The following is a 20,634-nucleotide window of genomic DNA, read 5'->3' on the forward strand; positions in this document are numbered from 1 at the left end:
CGTTAGATGAGATGATGGCAGAAGAGGTACAAGTGACGAGCAAGACCGGAGGTCTGTTATGAGCGTATTTATGCAGCTTCCTCTGCCTGCTCAAGGCGAATTCAAGACGCCAGGTAGCGATGACTTCAAGTTCGACGGTCTATTCGGCATCGATTGGCTTAACAAACCAATGCTGCAGATTTTTATCGCAGCGGTTCTGGTTTTCCTCTTCTGGGGGCTATCCAGCCGAAACTTGAAAATAGTTCCAGGCAAGGGTCAGTTCTTCGCGGAAAGCGTTTATAACTACATTCGAAACGGTGTTGGTCGCGACATCATGGGCCCGGATTTCCGCCGTTATATCGGCTTGCTCGTGGGCATATTCACCTTCATCCTGCTGAACAACTGGTTTGGCGAATTTTTCTTCTTCATGTTCCCGACATTCTCGAATATCGGTTACGTGTGGGGTGTAGTTGCGTTTATTTTCATTGCCTATGTCGGGGCAGGTTTCAAGCAGCACGGCATCGGTTATTTGAAGAAGGCACTAATCCCGGAAGGTGTTCCGTGGTTCCTTGCTTTCATCATCGTGCCAATCGAGTTCATATCTAACTTCGTCACTCGGCCGCTGACTCTGGCTGTTCGACTTTTTGCGAACATGTTCGCCGGGCACCTAGCGGTTATGGTTTTCACGCTTGGTGGCGCATTCCTACTTACATACTCCGGAAACATCGCATACAACTTTGCGGGTTTCTTCTCAATCGTTTTTAGTCTTGTGATGATGTGCCTTGAGCTGTTTATCGGCTACCTGCAGGCGTACATCTTCACAATTTTGGCCGCACAATATATTTCGTCTTCGGTTAGTGAAACCCACTGATTGGAATTTGAAAGGAAAAAGTAATGACCCCAATGGAGTTGACTGGCTCGATCAACGTGCTGGGCTACGCAATCGCCACCATCGGCCCGGGCCTCGGCGTTGCTTGGATCTTCGCTTCGGTGATTAACGGCATTGCTCGTCAGCCTGAGGCCCGTGGCGCCATGATGAGCGCTGTTTACATCGGCTTCGCAGTGGTTGAGGCGTTGGCCATTCTGGGCTTCGTTCTTGCCTTCATCGCTCGCTAGTAGGTCCCTAAATGATAGGGTTTGGACTTGTTCCTCTTGAGGGAACTTTTGGCCCGCTAGCTCCAACTCATTGGAGCGAAGTGATCGTCGGCCTTGCTTTGGCTTGCCTGATCGCTTTCGGTGTGCAGAAGTTTGTGGTACCGCGATTTGAAGAGGTCTACAGGCAGCGTTCTGAACAGATTGAGGGCGGCATTAGGCGCTCCGAGCAGGCTCAGCTAGAGGCTAAAGAATCCAAGCAGGAGTATCAGCAAATGCTTGAGCAGATGCGTACTGATACTTCTCAGGCTAGGGAAGAGGCTCGTGCACAAGCCGCCCAGATTGTTTCAGAGGCTCGTGAGCAAGCTCAACGAGAGGCCGATCACATCATTGAGCAGGCACGTCTTCAGATTGTTGCTGAGCGCAAGCAAGCTTTCGACAGCCTACGCGGCGAGGTCGGGGGTTTGGCTACTACGCTTGCTGGCCGGATTGTCGGAGAGTCTCTAAAAAACGATGAGCTTGCTGATAGAACTGTCGATCGATTCCTCGCGGAGTTGGAGACCAGGTAAATGAGTGTAGCGATTTCGAACCAGGCACAGGCTTTGATTCAGAGTTGCGACAAGGTAACTGCTGAGGCTTCTACGGGCGCAGAATTATTCGGATTGGTTGATTTACTGATCGACAATCCGCAGCTTTGTCGTGGCCTGTTTGATAGCAACGGTTCGTTGGAAAATCGTCGCGATCTTGCGAAACAGATATTCAGCGAAAATCTAGGGGAGCCCGCCTGCGAAATCCTAGATGCTGCACTTACCGTTAACTGGAACGACCCTCGCGAGGCCTTGGCTGCCCTAGAGGTCCAGGCGCTTAGAGTTCAACTTCGGTGTTCTGAAGCAGATATTGACGAGATAACTCAACAACTCGCCGCGCTTTCTCGAGCAGTCAGAAATAGCCCAGAGTTAATGGCTACCATCACCGATCAGACGATTGATCTTGATGCGCGTAGAGATCTTATCTCAGAACTGGTGCCTAGTGGCTCCCCAGAGACGGTTTCTCTGCTTGCAAGACGAGCCATCAATTCGGTTGTTTTCGGTAGCGTGGCTTTCTCAGAGAATCTGAGGAACTATGCTACTGCTTCTGCGGACATCCGAGGACGGCAGTTAGCATTGACGACTGTAGCCAAGCCATTGAGCGATCGGCAGCGTCAATCGCTGAGTCTGAGTTTGGAAAGGCTCTATGAGCGTCCAACCGATCTACTGGAGATAATCGATCCAGAGGTAATTGGAGGAGTTCGCGTTGAGATCGGCGACGAAGTCATCGACGGAACTATAAGAGCGAAACTGAACGAAGCTGAGCACGCGGTTCAAAGCTTAAATGAAGAAAGCTGAGTCAAGATGACTTCAGCAGACACGACAAAATCAAAAACTAGTTACATGGAGAGCAAGTCATGGCGGAACTAAATATTAGTCCCGATGAGATTAAAGATGCGCTCGATAAGTTCGTATCGAACTACGCCCCATCTGCCAGCACCAAAGAAGAGGTCGGCAGGGTTATCTCTTCGGGTGACGGCATCGCTAAAGTCGAGGGACTACCGTCTGCGATGGCGAACGAGCTGCTTCGTTTCGAGAACGGCACGTTAGGCATCGCGCTGAACCTTGACTTGCGCGAAATCGGTGTGGTCGTTTTGGGCGAATCCGAGGGAATCGATGAAGGTTCCACAGTTCGCGGCACCGGTTCGGTGCTTAGTGTTCCGGTGGGCGACGGATACCTCGGACGCGTCGTAAACGCCATGGGCGAGCCGCTCGATGGCAAGGGCCCGATCAGCAGTGAAGAACGTCGCCCGTTGGAGCTACAGGCTGCAGGCGTTATGGACCGTCAAGAGGTCCGTGAACCATTGATGACTGGTTTGAAGGCTGTCGACTCCATGACGCCAGTTGGCAGGGGACAGCGTCAGCTGATCATTGGCGACCGTAAGACCGGCAAGACTGCTCTCGCAATCGATACCATCATCAACCAGCGAGCCAACTGGGAAAGCGGAGATCCTAAGAAGCAGGTTCTTTGCATCTACGTCGCAGTCGGTCAAAAGAATACGACTGTTGCTGAGGTGCGAGCTCAGCTTGAGAAGGCAGGCGCGATGGATTACACCGTAATCGTTAACGCTCCTGCTTCCGATCCAGCCGGTTATAAGTACATCGCTCCCTACGCTGGATCGGCTATTGGTCAGCACTGGATGTATCAGGGCCGTCACGTGCTCATCGTGTTCGATGACCTTAGCAAGCAGGCCGAGGCATATCGTGCCATGTCTTTGCTGCTTCGTCGACCGCCGGGCCGTGAAGCGTACCCCGGTGACGTTTTCTACTTACACTCAAGATTGCTCGAGCGTTGCGCAAAGCTATCCGACAAGATGGGCGGCGGCTCGATGACGGGCCTGCCGATCGTCGAGACTAAGGCAAACGACGTATCGGCCTACATTCCTACGAACGTGATTTCTATCACCGACGGACAGATCTTCCTGCAGTCAGACCTATTCAACGCAAACCAGAGGCCCGCGATTGACGTTGGCATCTCCGTGTCTCGTGTCGGCGGTTCTGCGCAGACTAAGGCTATGCGTAAGGTCTCGGGCACTCTCAAGATTTCACTTGCCCAGTACCGAGACATGGAAGCCTTCGCTATGTTTGCTTCCGATCTGGACGATGCTTCTAAGATGCAGCTTGAACGCGGAGCTCGCTTGACTGAGCTGCTCCGTCAGGGACAGTTCTCTCCGGTTCCTATGGCTAAACAAGTCGTGTCGATTTGGATGGGTACGCACGGCCACCTCGATATCGTTCCAGTCGAAGATGTCCTTCGCTTTGAGAAGCAATTTTGGGACTACCTAGAACACGACACCGACATTTTGAAGAAGATCGATGAGACCGGAGAGCTTAGCGCTGATATCGAAGCCGAGCTTGAGAGCAACATCGAATCTTTCCAGCAAACCTATCGGACTGCTGATGGACAATCGCTGATCGGTGATGCTGATCAGGACGAGGAAGCTCCTATTAGCCAGCAGGTTATTACCAAGCAGAAGCGGGGTTAGTAAATGGCTGCCACGTTGCGCGAACTGCGGGAACGCAGAAACTCTGTGTCCACGACGATGAAAATCACTCGTGCCATGGAGATGATCGCAGCTTCGCGGGTGACCAGGGCTGAACGGAAGGCTGTCGGCGCTGAGGAGTACACGCTTGAGTTGCGCCGCGCTGTCTCCGCTGTCGCTGCTTTCAGCGATACAGACCACCCACTTAACTCAGAACACAAGCAGAGGAATCGTTCCGCGCTTTTGGTGATCAGTTCAGATCGCGGTCTTGCCGGCGGTTATCCGAGCAACGTCAACAAGGCAGCTGAGAAGATCTTGGGCCGTCTTAATGCCGAGGGTATCGAGACGGATATCTATACTTGTGGTCGCAAGGCGCGTGAATATTTCGAGTACCGCGAAGTAGAACTCGCTGGATCTTGGGAAGGATTCAGCGAGGATCCACGCTACGAGCACGCAGAACAAATCGGTGAACTGCTAATGAAACGTTTCCTCGACGGTTCCGCTAAAGACGGTATCGATGAGGTGCACATTGTATACACGCAGTTTAAGTCTCTTGTTAGCCAGCAGACCCGGATCGTTCGTCTGTTGCCTCTGCTCATAGTCGATGCCGATGATGAGGACGATACATTCGACGAGTTGCTTCAGTCTCAAAGAATCGGGACGGGGGATGACGCTAAGGGAATAGTTCCTGAGTACTCATTCGAGCCCGATGCTGAAACGGTGCTTGACGCCTTAACGCCGATGTACATCATCGACACAATTAAATTTATGCTTCGTGAATCGGCTGCCTCTGAACTGGCTTCCCGCCAGCAGGCGATGCACTCTGCAACGGATAACGCGAAGCAACTAATCAACGATCTGACTCGACAGGCTAACCAGGCTCGTCAAGGTGAGATCACACAGGAAATTACAGAAATCGTCAGTGGTGCTGACGCGCTTTCTGATGGACAGGAGAACTGAGCGATGGCGTTAACTGAAGAAAAAACCCTAAAGCCCAGTGGGACAGGTGAGGCTTCTACAACCCCAGCCGGACGCGTAACCCGTGTAATCGGCTCGGTTGTTGATGTCGAATTTCCTGCCGGGAACATTCCCGACATTTACAACGCATTAAAGGTCGAAGCCACGGTTGGCGACACCACTTCGACTCTTACTCTTGAGGTTGAGCTACAAATCGGTGGCAACACCGTTCGATGCATCTCGCTTAAGCCGACTGATGGTGTGCGCCGAGGTGCGAAGGTCGTTGATACGGGCGAACCGATCACCGTTCCGGTCGGTGACGTCACGAAGGGCCATGTCTGGAACGTGACCGGTGAGGTGCTGAATGCTGATCCGGAGACCGTCAAGGTCACCGAGCGCTGGCCCATCCACCGTGATCCGCCGCCTTTCGATGCGTTGGAACCGGAAACTCAAATGCTGGAAACTGGCATTAAGGTCATAGACCTGCTGACACCTTATGTGCAGGGTGGAAAGATTGGCCTTTTCGGTGGCGCAGGTGTTGGTAAAACCGTCCTGATTCAGGAAATGATTTTCCGAATCGCCCACAACTTTGGAGGTACCTCGGTATTCGCCGGTGTCGGTGAGCGTACTCGTGAGGGCAACGACCTGATCACCGAGATGGAAGAAGCGGATGTTCTTAAGGACACCGCCCTTGTTTTCGGGCAGATGGATGAGCCGCCGGGCACGCGTCTACGAGTTGCACTTTCGGCGTTGACGATGTCCGAGTACTTCCGTGACGTGCAAAACCAGGACGTTTTGTTGTTCATCGACAACATCTTCCGTTTCACTCAAGCAGGTTCCGAGGTATCAACTCTGCTTGGACGTATGCCTTCGGCTGTTGGTTATCAGCCGACTCTAGCCGACGAAATGGGCTTGTTGCAGGAGCGCATCACTTCGACGAAGGGCAATTCGATTACGTCGATGCAGGCGATTTACGTCCCCGCTGACGACTACACGGACCCAGCTCCAGCAACCACGTTCGCACACCTGGACGCGACTACCGAGCTTTCACGCTCGATCGCTAGCCGTGGTATTTACCCGGCAGTAGATCCTCTTACGTCCACAAGCCGTATTCTCGACCCGCAGTACGTCGGTCAAGAACACTACGACGTAGCTACCTCGGTTAAACAGATTCTGCAGCGCAACAGCGAGCTCCAGGACATCATCGCCATTCTTGGCATTGATGAGCTTGGCGAGGAAGACAAGATCGTTGTTTCTCGTGCCCGTAGAATTCAGCAGTTCCTATCCCAGAACTTCTACGTAGCTGAGAAGTTCACCGGTGTGGTCGGATCGACTGTTCCGGTTTCCGAAACCGTTGAGGCCTTCAAGATGATCGTCGATGGTAAGTGCGACGACATTCCGGAGCAAGCTTTCTTCAACGTTGGCGGAATGGAAGATGTCGAGGCTAAGGCAGCTGAACTTAAGAAGGGTGCCTAATGGCTGAACCGCTTAATGTTCGAGTCGTTTCAAACGACTCGCCAGTGTGGGAAGGAGAAGCCACAAGCGTTGTCGTCCGCACTACCGAAGGTGACCTTGGTATCCTTTCGGGGCACGAACCGCTGATGGCTATCCTTGTCCCGCAGGCGGCCGAAGTGCTGACAGTTCAAGGGGAGCGAGAAATTTTCGCTATTTCGGGCGGATTCGTCTCTATCTTCAAGAACCGTGTTTCCCTGATTTGCCCTTACGGCGAGTTGGCTAAATACATTAGCGTCGAAGAGGCTGAGAAGGGCAAGGCTTCCCTGTACCGCAGGATCAACAATGGCCACGCCACTAATCAGGAGCGTATGGCGTACGACAAGTATGTGTCCCAGCTTCGTGCAGCTCGTAAATGGGCCGGAAAGAACGATTAATAGGCGATGAGGTGGATAGTGATTGCAATAGCGTTGCTAGCTCTGCTTGTCGTTATTGCAATCCTGTTCCGCGCTCGTTTGCTGGCGAGTAACAAGCTCGCTTTCAGCTGTTCCGTCCGACCGAGTGGCGAAAAACGGTGGCGGCATGGCTTAGCCCATTACAATGGCCCGATGCTACTTTGGTATCCGGTTTTGGGTCTTGGGATGAGGCCTAAGCTGATCTTTTCCAGGAGCAGAATTTCAATAAGTCGGGTTGAAGAAATCACCTCGCAGATCGGTTCTATACCGGAGGCACAGATTATCGATCTGATATCCGATCAGCCGGTGGGTGATAAGAGTAACAAGTGGCAGCTTGCGCTTAGTTTTGGATCTCGGTTGGGCTTGAACAGCTGGATAGAGGCTGCTCCACCCGGTGGAGATAAACCTGGCTTTATCATTTGATCTCGGCGAGTCTCTTGACTCGAACCTGAAATATCTTAAGAATCGCAAAGTAAGGTTTGTTACCTTGTATCAAAATAAATACGTTGAAAGCGGTCTTGTGATATTCCAAAAAAAGCTAAAGATTACTGCCGCGTCCATATTGGTTGGCATTTCCATCAGCGCGGGCGCGTGTGTTTTGCCTGCTCAGGCGGATACCCTCGACGACGAGTTGGCCGCTGTTAAGCAGAAGATTGCTGCTTCGCAAAGTACCATCGACGAGCATACATCTAGCCTCGAAAAGGCAGACCTCGACGTTAATGCTGCTCAAAAAGATTTAGACGAAGCCAGAATCAAGGTAGCTGAGTCCCTGAAGCGTATGGAAGCTGCCCAGAGTGAAGCCGATGATGCACAGACAGCGTTGCAAAAGGCGCAGCATGATTTCGAAGAGTCCGTCGCTGCGGTCGATTCTGCTAAGGCCGAGGTCGAGGAGCAGAAGAAGCTAGTCGGCGAAGCAGCTAGGAGTGAATTACAGCAGAAATCCACTCTCTCCGGCATATCTATCTTTTTCAGCAGCCAGAACAGCAGCGATCTTGCGAAACGTGCACAGTGGGCCAAAAATGTGGCTGGTTCGACGGATAAAAAACTTACTGAATACGAAAATTCACTGAAAAAGCTTGAAGCGCGTCAAAAAGAGATGGAAGAGGCCAAGGGCGTGGCTCAAAGTGCTAGGGATTCTGCAGTTGCTTCTCTAGTAAATACTCAATCGATCGCCGCTGAAGCTAGACAGGCCGCAGACTCGTTTAACGAAAAACTTCAGGCAGTCAAAGATTCCTATGATGCAGCTTCAAAGCTGCTTGCGGCTGCCGTCTCCGATAACGAGGAGTTGAAGGCGCGATCGCAGAAATTATCTGCTGAGATCTCTGAGCGGGATCGAAAATTAGCGGCAGAAGCCGAGGCTGCTAGGCAAAGAGCAAATAGGACTGCGGCGCAAGCAGTAGGCGATTGGGTAACAACCAATATTGCTCCGGGTCAGATACCTCCGGTTAGTGTGCAGCAAGCTCTGGCAAATGCGCAAGCGCTCAATGGTAACCCCGGATTCGAGGGACTATGCCTCGCACTTGTCGCCAATATGTATGGTTACTCTACCTCGGGCACGATGAGCGCTCAGTTGGCCGCTAACGACATCCAGGCAGCCGGCCAAATGCATACCGGCGGAGATATCCCAGTGGGCGCGCTAGTTTTCTACAATGGGTGGCCGGCCGGCAACCCGTACGGGCACGTGGCTCTTTACGCTGGTAACGGAATGGTTTGGTCTAACGGCGCAAACGGCGGGGTAGGGCTCATGCCTATTTCTACTCCAACCGTAGCTTGGGGCGAACCAATGATTGGCTGGTCTAGCGTTTGGCTGCCGAACGCTAGGTAATTTGTGGCCGTCAGAAGACGGCCACAAGTTCATGCGTTGGGGTTTCGTTCTCCACCGGGAAGCCACAGCACTTCTTCTTTGTGCTCGTTAGCGCACACTTTGCGAGCGAGAATGAAGAAGAGGTCGCTTAATCTGTTCAAGTACTTGATTGCGAGCGGATTAATACCTCCGCTTGGTTCGGTTCCTTCTTCCTCGAGGCCGTAATCCTCTGCAGCACGCCAGGCCGCCCTCTCCGCTTTTCTGACTGCGGTACGGCAAACATGCATCTGAGCAGCGGCTAAGCCTCCGCCAGGCAAGATGAAGGAACGAAGATTCTCAATGCCTTCGTTGAACTCGTCGCAGTATTTCTCCAACCTGTCGATTGACGATTGGATAACGCGCAACGGCTCCCATTTTGGGTTCGGGGTTACGGGATTGGATAGATCAGCACCGACGTCAAAGAGCTCGTTTTGAACTATTCCAAGGGCTTCACGAATTTCTTCAGTTATTCCGGGAGCTAGCTGTTCGGGGAGGCTGAGGGCAATGCCGATGGCGCAGTTGGCTTCATCTACACATCCGTATGCCTCAACTCTTGAGTCAGTTTTGCTCGCAACTTCGTTGTTTGAGAGTCGGGTATTCCCGGCGTCACCTGTGCGGGTATAGATCTTGGTGAGGTTAACCATGCCTAGATCCTACATTCAGCGCCATAACCTGCGTTTCAGGAGTCTTCGCATCGCTGTAGTTACGCGTTCGGGGGCCTCGGCATGAACCCAGTGACCAGCCTGCATGACTACCTCTATGCCAACTGCAGGGAAGAGACGATAGATTTTCGGCAGATCTCTTCTTGTAATGTAATTGGACTGTCCGGCTGCGATGAATTCGCTCGGACCAAGGAAGCGTTTATTAGTGATATCGGGCCAGTCATTGAAATTCTGCATCTGGTTCTTGAGCAGCCTGATGTTGGGCAGCCATCTCCACCCCGTCGCCGAATCTGCGTCGCGGTGCAAGTTTTGTAGCAAAAAATTGCGTACCATCGCATCAGGAATGAATGGTTCTAAGAACTTCGATGCCTGAGCTCGACTTTCGAGCGAGTTCAGGTCGATACTGAGCATCGAGGTGGCATATTTAACGTATAAGTCTACATCGAAGCGTTCTCCTGGAGACATATCCAGCACACCAAGGCGCGAGATCAAATTAGGGTGGGCAAGGGCAACCAGCATTGCGATTCGTCCACCTAAGGAGTGCCCAACCAGGTTAAGCGGGGATTTTTCCGCACCCAACTCGACCAATTTTTCTGCCACTAAGTCAACGTAGTTGTCGTAGCTGACCTCAGCAGTCCAAGGGGATCTTCCATGATCTGGTAAGTCGACTAAATAGACGGTTGCTAGATCGGAAATGTTTTTGGCTATCTGACCGAAGTTTTTCCCTTGTCCGAAAAGGCCATGAAGGAATACTAACTTTTGCGGCCCAGCGCCGATAGTCGTGTGGAAAAGCGTCATAGTTTTCTTTCCCAGCATGCCTTATGCCAATGCCTGCGATGGTCGAGGCCTGAGGAAGATCCGATAGGAGGAGTATGTGGCCATACGACTAAGTGTGCGACTCCTGCGAGGATGTCCTGGTTGCATCCGGGACAAATATAAGTCTTTTCACTTTTACCTTGCCTGATTGGCCTCATAATCCACTTACCGTCTGATTTTGTTGTCGTGGTTTGAGTCGTTCCTAGCGAAAGCGGCCTAAACGGCCTGGAGTACTTATTAGTTCTACGAGCCACATACCCAACAATATCCGCTCAGCATGTCTTCATCTGTTCGAAGCGTTTTATTTATGCTGCAGAGAGTTTTGTTACGAGTAGCAACGGTAAATGGACATATTTTATTGCCCTGTAATAATTAGGGATGTGACGAAATCCCATGTTGTAATTATTGGCGGAGGGTTTGCTGGCCTACACGCGGCCCGCGAACTGACCAGAATAGACCATGAAGTAACAGTTATCGATAGGCACGCCTACACCACCTTCCAGCCGTTGCTTTATCAGGTTGCAACAGCTGGTTTGAACCCGGGTGATGTCACTTATTCTTTGAGAAGGTGGGCATCGAATGACAAGACTAATCTGCTTAGTTTCAGAAGAGCCACGGTTACGGCCATCGATTCCGAGAATAAGCAGGTAATCGTCAGCCGCGGTAAGCCCATTAGCTACGACAAGCTAATTGTCTGCCCTGGCGTTGGCGCCAACTATTTTGGTGTTAAAGGTGCGGCTGAAAATACCAAGCTGATCTATACGCGCAAGAAAGCTCTAGAGGTCCGTGACATTGTGTTCTCGGGGCTGGAACTGATGGCAGCCGAGCGCGATCCGAACAGGAAATTTACTGCGGTCGTCGTTGGTGGCGGGCCTACCGGCGTAGAAACGGCTGGAGCCCTTGCAGAGTTGAAGACGCAAGCATTGCCTGAGCTCTTCCCGGAAATCGGAGTGGACAGCTTCCACGTCGTGCTCGTCGAAATGACAGATAGGCTGCTTGGCCCATTCAACCGGAGACTGCAGCGCTACACAAAGCGCGCGTTGTCCAAGCTAGGCGTCGATGTGAGGCTTGGCAGCGCTGTGCAAGAGGTGCACCCAGACCATGTGGATTTTGCCGATGGCACCTCGCTGGAATCCGACATTGTTGTTTGGGCTTCAGGCGTTGGAGCTCATCCAATTGTCAGCAACTGGGGGTTGCCTCAGGGGCGTGGCGGTCGTATCTTGATCAATCCCGACCTAACTGTTGTAGGTCATGATGACATCTTTGCGGCTGGCGATGCCGCATTGTGCGAGTCGAATCCTTCCCCGCAGCTTGCTCAGCCGGCAATTCAGATGGGCGAGTTGGTGGCGAAGAACATTGCCGCGCAAGAAGAAGGCTCAGCGCTCGAAGACTTTACCTACCACGACAAGGGCATCATGGCGACTATCGGCAGGAATGCTGCTGTTGTCGAACTGCCAAACGGGATAAAGATGACTGGATTCCTGGCTTGGGCAGCGTGGGTTATCGTCCACCTGATGACCTTGCTTGGGGGGCGCAACCGTGTCTCTGCGCTTTTGAACATAGCGGTCAGGTATATGGCTTGGCCTAAATCTGCGGCTGGAATCATCGGTGACTTCGCTGAATCTCCTGCAGCTATTAAGCGCAGCACCGAAAAGCAGGAGGGGTAACTCTCATTGTGCGGTGCGCTAACCTGGTTTAGTGCGTTTAGTAATTGCTGATTGCCAAGTTGATTACGCGGGTAAGCTCACAGCTCACCTGCCCATGAGCAAGCGCTTGATAATGATCAAGGCTGACGGCTCGGTTTCTATACACGCCGATGACCGAGCCTACAAGCCGCTCAACTGGCTAAGCGCACCGTGCACAATGTCTGTTTCTGATCCTAAGGACGACGAACAGGCCGCAGCCCAGATGAATAAATCTGTAAATGAGATCTGGACTGTTAGTTCCAATTACGGGGACACCCTAAAAATCGGCGTAGGTGAAATCTATCTAGACGAAAGCGTCGAACTCGGAATCGACCCTGGTCTACAAAAAGATGGAGTCGAAGCCCACCTACAGGCACTTCTAGCCGAGAACCCAGAAACCTTTGGCGAAGGCTGGACCACGGTGCGTCGTGAATATCCCACCGCAATCGGTCCTGTCGATCTTTTGTGCCGCAATTCAGAAGGCGCTTATGTGGCTGTCGAGGTTAAGCGCCGCGGGGAAATAGATGGCGTTGAGCAGCTGACCAGATACCTGGAATTGATGAACCGGGATCCGCTTCTCGGAGAGGTCAAAGGAGTATTTGCTGCCCAGCTGATTAAGCCGCAGGCCGTAACATTGGCACAAGATCGTGGCATTAAATGCGTGACTGTAGATTACGACGCTTTGCGTGGTATGGACCACTCTGAGGACCGTCTTTTTTAGCTCCAGTCGTGGGTAGGCGTGTTCATGTTTTATTCCAATATGTGAGATGGACGAAATTGCCTAAAAAGGGCTAATCTGTCTCTGTCTGGCAACGATAGACAATATCTGCCGTATTTCCATCGTGGCTAGACACGCGTTATCTCATAATGAGAAACTTCTACCACACAACTAATTAATATCTATTACGAGGAGTGCTAGGTGTCCGAGACACTTGAAAAGCAGACCCAGCCCGGCTGGGAAGGCTTCGTAACAGGTCACTGGGCGTCGGAGATCGACGTTCGAGACTTCATCCAGAAGAACTACAAGCCATATGAGGGCGACGATTCTTTCCTCGCCGGCCCCACCGATAAGACCAAGCGACTCTGGGAAACTCTGGATAGTAACTATCTCAGCGTGGAACGCAAGAGGCGCGTTTATGATGTTGACACCGATACTCCGGCCGACATCGATGCTTTCAAGCCCGGCTACATCAGCGAAGATGATGACGTAATCGTTGGTCTTCAGACCGACACGCCTCTTAAGCGCGCGATGATGCCTAATGGCGGTTGGCGTATGGTCGAAACCGCAATTAACGAGGCGGGTAAAGAGGTAAACCCTCGCGTGAAGGAGATCTTCACTAAGTACCGCAAGACGCACAACGACGCAGTTTTCGATATCTACACCCCTCGAATTCGCGCCGCACGTTCTTCCCACATCATTACCGGTCTGCCTGACGCATACGGACGTGGCCGCATTATTGGCGACTACCGTCGTGTTGCCCTTTACGGCATCGACAAGCTGATTGAGTGGAAGCAGGCGGACAAGGAATCCGTTGCTGATAAGCCCTTCTCCGAGCACTGGGCTAGGTTCCGCGAGGAGCACTCGGAGCAGATCAAGGCTCTGAAGAAGCTTAAGAAGATGGCAGCCGATTACGGCTTTGACATCTCGGTGCCCGCTAAGACTGCTCAGGAAGCCGTCCAGTGGACATACTTCGGCTACCTGGCATCGGTTAAATCTCAAGATGGCGCGGCAATGTCGATCGGACGTCTTTCCGCGTTCTTCGACATCTACTTTGAGCGTGACTTCAAGAATGGAATCTTGGATGAGGCTGGAGCTCAGGAGATCATCGATGCGCTTGTCATCAAACTAAGGATCGTTCGATTCCTGCGCACGGAAGCATACGATCAGATCTTCTCTGGGGATCCGTATTGGGCCACTTGGTCTGACGCTGGTTTCGGCGAAGACGGCCGCACTCTGGTCACTAAGACTTCGTTCCGTCTCTTGCAGACTTTGGCTAACCTTGGGCCTGCGCCTGAGCCGAACATCACGATTTTCTGGAGCCCCGAGCTTCCGGAAGGGTACAAGAATTTCTGTGCCAAGACTTCGATCGACACCTCTTCCGTCCAGTACGAATCCGACGAGCAGATTCGAGCTCACTGGGGTGACGATGCTGCGATTGCTTGCTGCGTATCTCCGATGCGAGTTGGAAAGCAGATGCAGTTTTTCGGCGCTCGAGTTAACTCCGCAAAGTCGCTGCTATACGCGATCAATGGCGGCCGTGACGAGATGAGTGGAAAGCAGATCACCCCGGTTGGCGAGTTCGAGCCAATCCAGGGCGACGGTCCGCTGGACTTTAACGAGGTATGGGATAAGTACGAGCGGATGCTCGATTGGGTCGTCGGAACCTATGTAGAGGCTCTGAATATCATCCACTACTGCCACGACCGCTACGCATACGAGTCTGTTGAAATGGCACTGCACGATCCTGAAATCGTCAGGACCATGGGTTGCGGCATCGCAGGTCTTTCGATCGTTGCAGATTCCTTCTCGGCTATTAAGTACGCGAAGGTTTACCCCGTTCGTGACGAAACCGGTTTGGTCGTCGACTACCGCACTGAGGGCGATTTCCCACGCTACGGAAACGATGACGACCGCGTCGACGATATTGCCGCCACGATCGTCCATACGATCATGAGCAAAATTAAGGCAATCCCGATGTACCGCGACGCCGTTCCGACTCAGTCGGTACTGACGATCACGTCAAACGTCGTTTACGGCAAGGCTACCGGCGCCTTCCCGTCCGGTCACGAGGCTGGAACTCCCTTCGCTCCGGGTGCTAACCCCGAGAACGGTGCTGACACGCACGGAATGCTTGCATCCATGCTTTCTGTCGGAAAGCTCGACTACAGCGATGCTCTAGATGGCATCTCTCTAACCAACACCATCGTTCCTTCTTCTCTCGGTAAGACCGAAGAGGAACAGATCACCAACCTTGTCGGCATCATGGATGCTGGCTTCATTCCAAAAGATTAGGAGAAAAATATGACTATCAAGACTTTTGACGAGCGTCTTGCTTCCATGAAGGCTAGCCGTCCGAGCGAGAACGGTGGCAAAGGCCTCTACCACGCGAACATCAACGTTCTGAACAAGGAGACTCTTGAGGACGCCATGGAGCACCCCGAGAAGTATCCGCAGTTGACCGTTCGCGTATCCGGTTACGCTGTTAACTTCGTCAAGCTGACTCGTGAACAGCAGCTGGACGTAATCTCGCGTACTTTCCACCAGGGAATGTAATTTGGCTACCAATGAGGTAACAAACGAAAGGTCGTACGAGGAATCTCGTACGACCTCCGTTTTTGCTGGCGAAGGATCCACGGGGGAGTATCGTCCCGAAAGAAGCGAAATTGATGTTCCACGAATGACCGGTGCTGGTTTAGCAGGTGTCCAGGACGCCCCACAGATGAGCCGGGAAGAGCATCACAAGGCGGTAAGGAATGGCGAAATAGGGTCGATCCATTCCTGGGAGCTCGTTACCGCTGTAGATGGACCAGGCACGAGGTTGACAGTATTTTTCAATGGCTGCCCGTTGCGCTGTGTCTATTGTCACAACCCAGACACGTTTAAGATGCGCGACGGCAAACCCGTTCTCGCCGAAGACATCGAAAAGCTACTGCTCAGGTATAGGCCAGTTTTCAAGGCATCAAAGGGTGGAGTGACTTTTTCGGGTGGAGAGCCGGCTATGCAGCCGGCGTTTCTAGCGAGGCTGCTGCGATTCGCCAAGGAAAACGGTATCCATACCACGATCGACACGTCTGGCTATCTGGGCGTGAACATAAGCGATCAGATGCTGGCAGATATTGATCTGGTGTTGCTAGACGTCAAGAGCGGCGATGAAGCCACCTATGAAAAGGTGACTAAAGCTAAGCTGGCGCCGACCGTCGCCTTTGGAGATCGGCTAGCTGCGACCAACAAGGCCGTTTGGATCAGATTTGTGCTCCTGCCTGGATGGACCGACAACCCGGAAAATATCCGCGAAGTTGGCAAGATTATCCAGCGCTGGTCGAATGTCGAACGCGTCGAATTGCTGCCGTTCCATCAAATGGCGCGAGATAAGTGGTCAGATCTGGGCTACGACTATCAACTTGAAAACGTCGAGCCGCCGAGTAAGGAAGATGCAGAAAAAGCTCGCGAGATTCTCAGATCGATGGGTCTTACCGTTTACTGATTCTTAGTACTCACTAAGCGCGACGCGGTGTCTCGTAGCGTGTGGCGTTAGAGTCGTTTTGACTGGAGAGGAGATTCTGTGCCACATCCCGGACATTTGCATGGCGGACACGGGCCTGTCGTCAGAAAAATTAAACACGACATCAACAAAAAGCCCTTCATGGTTATTTGGGAGGTGACTCGTGCTTGCCAGTTGGTCTGCAAACACTGTCGTGCGGAAGCTCAGCATCGCCCGTCGCCCAGACAGCTCTCCAATGCTGAGGGAAAGAACCTGCTTGAGCAACTAGCAAGTTACGAAAAGCCACGACCGATGGTCGTGTTCACAGGTGGTGACTGCTTCGAGCGACAAGATCTCGTCGAACTTGTCCAGTACGGCACTGATCTTGGCCTGCACATCTCAATTTCGCCATCTGTTACGCCTCTCTTCACTAAGGAACGTCTAATCGCCTTGCGAAAAGCCGGTGGTAAGGCGATGAGCGTTTCATTGGATGGTGCATCTGCTAAGACGCATGACGCATTTCGTGGTTTCGCTGGAACATTTGAAAAGACAGTCGAGGCAACCAAGATTATTAACGAGGTTGGCTTCAGGCTCCAGATCAACACGACTCTGACTAAGGGGAACATTCACGAAGCCCCTCAGATGCTAAAAAATGCCATAGACCTAAATGCTTTCATGTGGTACACCTTCATGCTGGTCCCGACTGGTAGAGGTTCTCATCTTCAGATGCTCAACCCCTCAGAAAGGGAGGACGTCATGCACTGGCAGCATGACGTTTCCGACCGGATTGCTATTAAAACTACAGAGGCTCCGCAGTACCGCAGGATAGCGATTCAGCGAGCAGACGCAGCTGATGCCGGTGTTCCTCCGGAGGAATTAGCTCGACCAGCGGAACGTGGCGAGCTGTACCACTGGCTGACTAATGAGACGGCCAGAATCATGGGCGAGCATGCGCCAAATCCGCGAACTCCTCGTCCTCCGATGGCCATCAACTCTGGATCTGGTTTCGCGTTCGTAGATCACGAGGGGAACGTTTGCCCATCTGGATTCCTCCCAATTGCGGTGGGAAATATTCGAGAGAATCCTTTCGACGAACTGTATCGGAAAACCAAAGTGATGAAGGACCTTAGAAGCCCCGATCAGTTTGAGGGCAAGTGCGGAGTATGCGGTTTCAATAGGATATGCGGGGGATCACGAGCAACCGCATACGCCATGACAGGTGACTATATGGCGGCAGATCCAAACTGCATCTATATTCCTGATGCATGGGCAGCAAAGCATAGTTAGCGCACATAAATCTTTTGGCTGGCCATATTGACCAGCCAAAAGATTTATGTGTTATTTCTTCTTGTCGGTTTTCAAAATTTTTGTTTTCTCGTCGTCGACTACAAGAGTCTGCTCAGGCTGACCATCTGCTAGCCATTTTTCGTCGTCTGCAGGTCGATCGGGCAGTTCGACCTCGGGAAACGGATCCTCGTCGGGGAAGTCATTGAGCGATTCGAGACCAACCTGTTGCAGTGCCTCGAGCTGACCAATGATCGACTTCTTCCTGCCAATCAAAACGTTTATCTCTCGCTGCAGCTGTTCCTTGCGCCATTCAAATTGTTGCTCGAGACGCTCACGAAGCATCGCAGATTGGCGATGAGCCGAAGCTAACTGCGCCTCGCTCTCGCTAGCTGCACGTGCACGGGCCTCATCGGCTTCCTTGATCGCATCGGCTCTAATAGCTGCTGCCTGTTCTGTATGCTCGACGACAATAGCAGTGGCTTTCTCTGCCTGTTCACGAGCATCTGAAAGGATCTTCTCGACCTCTTCCTTAATGCTGGAGGCTTCTTCGTTAGCTTTGGCTAATTGTTCGCTTGCTGCCTGATGGGCTTCGGCTAGGGTCTTAGAGGCTTCTTCCTTTGCCGTTGCTAACCTGCTCTGTGCATCGTTATCGGCGGTAGCCATGATCGCGTCTGCGTTAGCTCGTGCCTGAGAAACGGTCTTTTTTGCTTCTTGATCGGCGAGGCTAAGAGTTTTGTGAGCATTATTTTCTGCTTCAGCAAGCATCGAATCGGCCACCGTCCTGACCTGCTGCAGGGTTCTGTTGGCTGTTGCTTCGGCATCACCAAGAGTAGTGGAAGCAGCCGCTTCGGTTTCTAAAGTTTTTTGAGCCGCTTCTTGCTCGGCTGCAGCGGTTAGCTGTCTAGCCGTTGCCTTGGCCTCTGTCAGCGCCAGATGAGCTTTGTGATTTGCCTCAGAGACGATCGTTTCGGCCTGCTGACGCGCAGCGGTGACAATGCTGGCCGATTCGACTTGAGCGCTTTCTCGAGCTGCTTGAACATCGGCATCTAATTTTTCTCGGGTCTTGCGAAGATCTTCCGCCGTGGAAACCCGAATGTCGTCTGCCTCACTTTGCGCGTTAGCCCTGAGGTCTGAAGCGTTGCGGCGTCCCTCTTCACGAATTCGCTCTGCTTCTAATCCAGCCTTTGCAACAAGATCTTCGGCCTGGGTTTCAGCGGAACGAAGAATCGAAGTGGCGTGAGCGCCTAGCCGGCTGAAGTCGGTTTCACCCTGAGAAGACTGCGTGATCGAAAGCTCTCGACGTAGATGTCGAGTCAGCTGACGCAGTGTCGAGACTTGTTGTTCTACATCCCTGACATAGGTGTCAACTGCGGTGCGGTCGTATCCAAGCATCGCGTGTGGAAAGCTGCCAGCGGCGCTGGCTCGCTCATCGAACAAGTTGAGCCCGGTCATGTCGGTTTCTTCCGAGACTTCGTAATTGGGCTGCTCATCGTTAGTCGCCATGCGCTCAATTATAGGGAGACCTGCGAATTTGCCTGAGACACTTGCCGCGCACCTGGTGAAAAAATAAATAACCGATGTTCTTCCAGGGAACATTTTGGCTTTTTACAACAAAGATGAACATGTGAGTCAATCAGAACGAGCATTGTGTCTTGTAAAGAATATTTTGGAAGGTGCTGCAGATCTATTTTTAGGTTCTGCGTGTCCCGGATGCGGATTGCCCGGGTTAGGAATCTGCCATGAGTGCCTAGCTAACGCTTTCGCCCAGCCCGTGATTAATAGGAATCTGCTTGGTGATCTGAGTGTGAGCGCTGCTTGCGAATATAAGGAGCCTGTTAATCGACTGATTTTGGTGCATAAGAATCGGTCTGGATTTTGGTTGAAGAAACCGCTGGCAAGGCTCGTCGCGGAGAAGCTAGAAATAGATAAAAGCGCGATCTTGTGTCCGATCCCCTCAGATCCAGCAGCTGTGCGAAGACGCGGCTACGACCATACATATTCGTTGGCGAAAGAAATTTCTTCGATAACTGGTTGCAAAGCTTTGCGTTTGTTAGAACGATGCCGGGCTGCGGGAGACCAGATCGGACGTAATAAAAGTAGCCGTTCATCAGCTCAGAAAAACACGATGAGAGCACGTTCAGGTTTTAATATGCCCGTGCTTCTTTTCGATGATGTCGTTACTACTGGGGCCACACTGAGGGAAGCTAAACGTGCTCTTAGAGATGCAAAAATTTCTTGTGAACAGGCTGTGACTATTGCATCTACGGGTTTACGACTACCAAATTTTCCATGAAAAATTGTTAACAAAGCGGTAACTTCTAATTAAGCGGTTTAAAGCCACTAATTAGTCCGCCACTACCTAGGAGGATGACATGGAAGTCACCATCACTGGACGTCACTGCACAATTACGGACGAACTTCGTGAGCAGATAAGTGAGCGATTAACCGATTCGATCAGCAAGTTGAAAGATCGTGTGATCCGAGTCGAGGTTGAATTCACGGCGCATCCCGCCAAGGGCGACCCCGAAGATGATATTCGCTGCGAGATTACCCTCAGAGGAAAGGGTCCGGTTATCCGTGCCTCCGCTCAGGCAGCAGACAAGCGCACCGCAATGGATCGCGCAGAAGATAAGTTGATGACCCAGCTTAGAAGGGCGGCGGACAGGCGTAAGCACAATCGTGGACTCCGCGAGGCAAGAAGCCTGGCCACAGTACCTCTAGATCTGGGGCTACTGAAAAAGCCAGAAGAAGAAATCTCCAACGAACCGGAAACAAAGACTGTTGCCGGCATAGAGGTAACCGGAGATGGCCCACTCGTCGTTCGAGAGAAGGTTTTCGATACTCAGCCATTGACTCTAGAGCAGGCCTTGGACGAGATGGAACTGGTCGGCCACGACTTCTTCTTGTACGTAGATGAGCAGACGCTGCAGCCAAGTGTCGTTTACCGTCGTAAGGCTTACAATTACGGCGTTATTCATCTAAACGTTGATGGTTCCGTAACTAAGGCAAACTCTTAGTCTGAGTCCATTAAGACTAGTGAATCATGACGTAGTTACACACTGATCGAAACAGGTTGCATGATCGGCCAGCCAATAAGGTTGGCCGATCATGCTGTTCGGATACTATCGTTATGT

General features: G+C 52.1%; 19 protein-coding genes and 1 pseudogene. 17 read left to right on the forward strand and 3 right to left on the reverse strand.

All coding sequences use genetic code 11. The annotated features are described in order from the left end of the window. Positions 1–58: 58 nt before the first annotated feature. From atpB to HMPREF1255_RS01830, 10 genes are all read left to right on the forward strand, one after another. Entirely contained in the window at positions 59–850 is a 792-nt protein-coding gene (gene atpB / locus HMPREF1255_RS01785; RefSeq protein ID WP_024110817.1) for a F0F1 ATP synthase subunit A, read from the forward strand. A gap of 23 nt (positions 851–873) precedes the next feature. Beyond that, positions 874–1,095 (forward strand): ATP synthase F0 subunit C, encoded by a 222-nt coding sequence (atpE, locus tag HMPREF1255_RS01790; protein ID WP_016456222.1) that lies wholly within the window; start codon positions 874–876, stop codon positions 1,093–1,095. A gap of 11 nt (positions 1,096–1,106) precedes the next feature. Further along, a complete protein-coding gene (locus tag HMPREF1255_RS01795; RefSeq protein WP_028822572.1) occupies positions 1,107–1,640 on the forward strand; it encodes a F0F1 ATP synthase subunit B in 534 nt (177 codons plus the stop codon). Continuing rightward, positions 1,641–2,456 (forward strand): F0F1 ATP synthase subunit delta, encoded by an 816-nt coding sequence (locus HMPREF1255_RS01800; RefSeq protein ID WP_024110735.1) that lies wholly within the window; start codon positions 1,641–1,643, stop codon positions 2,454–2,456. Between the two features lie 59 nt (positions 2,457–2,515). Next, positions 2,516–4,144 carry a F0F1 ATP synthase subunit alpha gene (atpA, locus tag HMPREF1255_RS01805; RefSeq protein ID WP_024110977.1) on the forward strand — a complete coding sequence of 543 codons (1,629 nt, stop codon included), beginning with the start codon at positions 2,516–2,518 and terminating at the stop codon, positions 4,142–4,144. Positions 4,145–4,147: 3 nt separating this feature from the next. Then, positions 4,148–5,101 (forward strand): F0F1 ATP synthase subunit gamma, encoded by a 954-nt coding sequence (locus HMPREF1255_RS01810; RefSeq protein ID WP_024110552.1) that lies wholly within the window; start codon positions 4,148–4,150, stop codon positions 5,099–5,101. Positions 5,102–5,104: 3 nt separating this feature from the next. After that, entirely contained in the window at positions 5,105–6,574 is a 1,470-nt protein-coding gene (atpD, locus tag HMPREF1255_RS01815) for a F0F1 ATP synthase subunit beta (protein ID WP_016456217.1), read from the forward strand. Further along, the gene (locus tag HMPREF1255_RS01820; RefSeq protein WP_016456216.1) at positions 6,574–6,987 is read left to right on the forward strand and encodes a F0F1 ATP synthase subunit epsilon; all 414 of its coding nucleotides are present in this window, start codon (positions 6,574–6,576) and stop codon (positions 6,985–6,987) included. The genes atpD and HMPREF1255_RS01820 overlap by 1 nt, the downstream gene beginning before the upstream one ends. Before the next feature lie 6 nt (positions 6,988–6,993). Further along, the gene (locus tag HMPREF1255_RS10145) at positions 6,994–7,428 is read left to right on the forward strand and encodes a DUF2550 domain-containing protein (RefSeq protein WP_028822567.1); all 435 of its coding nucleotides are present in this window, start codon (positions 6,994–6,996) and stop codon (positions 7,426–7,428) included. A 97-nt stretch (positions 7,429–7,525) separates the two neighbouring features. After that, positions 7,526–8,830, forward strand: coding sequence for a CHAP domain-containing protein (locus HMPREF1255_RS01830; protein WP_155948422.1), 1,305 nt, complete (start codon positions 7,526–7,528; stop codon positions 8,828–8,830). Positions 8,831–8,859: 29 nt separating this feature from the next. On the opposite strand, the gene HMPREF1255_RS01835 is transcribed toward HMPREF1255_RS01830, so the two are convergent. Together HMPREF1255_RS01835 and HMPREF1255_RS01840 are read right to left on the reverse strand one after the other, a co-directional pair. After that, a complete protein-coding gene (locus HMPREF1255_RS01835; RefSeq protein WP_016456213.1) occupies positions 8,860–9,492 on the reverse strand; it encodes a cob(I)yrinic acid a,c-diamide adenosyltransferase in 633 nt (210 codons plus the stop codon). 15 nt (positions 9,493–9,507) lie between these two features. Continuing rightward, positions 9,508–10,326 (reverse strand): alpha/beta fold hydrolase, encoded by an 819-nt coding sequence (locus HMPREF1255_RS01840; protein ID WP_024110626.1) that lies wholly within the window; start codon positions 10,324–10,326, stop codon positions 9,508–9,510. Positions 10,327–10,670: 344 nt separating this feature from the next. On the opposite strand from HMPREF1255_RS01840, the gene HMPREF1255_RS01845 reads away from it, so the two are divergent. The 5 genes and pseudogenes from HMPREF1255_RS01845 to HMPREF1255_RS01870 all read left to right on the forward strand — a co-directional run bounded on the left by HMPREF1255_RS01845 (position 10,671) and on the right by HMPREF1255_RS01870 (position 17,500). Beyond that, positions 10,671–11,993, forward strand: coding sequence for an NAD(P)/FAD-dependent oxidoreductase (locus HMPREF1255_RS01845; protein WP_016456211.1), 1,323 nt, complete (start codon positions 10,671–10,673; stop codon positions 11,991–11,993). Positions 11,994–12,024: 31 nt separating this feature from the next. Continuing rightward, positions 12,025–12,732: an endonuclease NucS gene (gene nucS / locus HMPREF1255_RS01850; RefSeq protein ID WP_016456210.1), complete on the forward strand. Its 708-nt coding sequence runs from the start codon at positions 12,025–12,027 to the stop codon at positions 12,730–12,732. 198 nt (positions 12,733–12,930) lie between these two features. Next, positions 12,931–15,285 (forward strand): annotated as a pseudogene (gene pflB, locus HMPREF1255_RS01855) (formate C-acetyltransferase). 1 nt (position 15,286) lies between these two features. After that, positions 15,287–16,216 (forward strand): pyruvate formate-lyase-activating protein, encoded by a 930-nt coding sequence (gene pflA, locus HMPREF1255_RS01865; protein ID WP_024110987.1) that lies wholly within the window; start codon positions 15,287–15,289, stop codon positions 16,214–16,216. Between the two features lie 78 nt (positions 16,217–16,294). Then, positions 16,295–17,500, forward strand: coding sequence for a TIGR04053 family radical SAM/SPASM domain-containing protein (locus HMPREF1255_RS01870; protein WP_016456206.1), 1,206 nt, complete (start codon positions 16,295–16,297; stop codon positions 17,498–17,500). Between the two features lie 51 nt (positions 17,501–17,551). On the opposite strand, the gene HMPREF1255_RS01875 is transcribed toward HMPREF1255_RS01870, so the two are convergent. Further along, positions 17,552–19,003 (reverse strand): DivIVA domain-containing protein, encoded by a 1,452-nt coding sequence (locus HMPREF1255_RS01875; RefSeq protein ID WP_036916737.1) that lies wholly within the window; start codon positions 19,001–19,003, stop codon positions 17,552–17,554. A 94-nt stretch (positions 19,004–19,097) separates the two neighbouring features. Between HMPREF1255_RS01875 and HMPREF1255_RS09740 the strand changes: the two genes are divergently transcribed. Together HMPREF1255_RS09740 and hpf are read left to right on the forward strand one after the other, a co-directional pair. Continuing rightward, a complete protein-coding gene (locus HMPREF1255_RS09740; protein WP_016456204.1) occupies positions 19,098–19,793 on the forward strand; it encodes a ComF family protein in 696 nt (231 codons plus the stop codon). 79 nt (positions 19,794–19,872) lie between these two features. After that, positions 19,873–20,517 carry a ribosome hibernation-promoting factor, HPF/YfiA family gene (hpf, locus tag HMPREF1255_RS01885; RefSeq protein WP_016456203.1) on the forward strand — a complete coding sequence of 215 codons (645 nt, stop codon included), beginning with the start codon at positions 19,873–19,875 and terminating at the stop codon, positions 20,515–20,517. The last annotated feature ends 117 nt before the right edge of the window (positions 20,518–20,634 follow it).

Source organism: Propionimicrobium sp. BV2F7 (assembly GCF_000510445.1).
Taxonomy (GTDB): domain Bacteria; phylum Actinomycetota; class Actinomycetes; order Propionibacteriales; family Propionibacteriaceae; genus Propionimicrobium; species Propionimicrobium lymphophilum.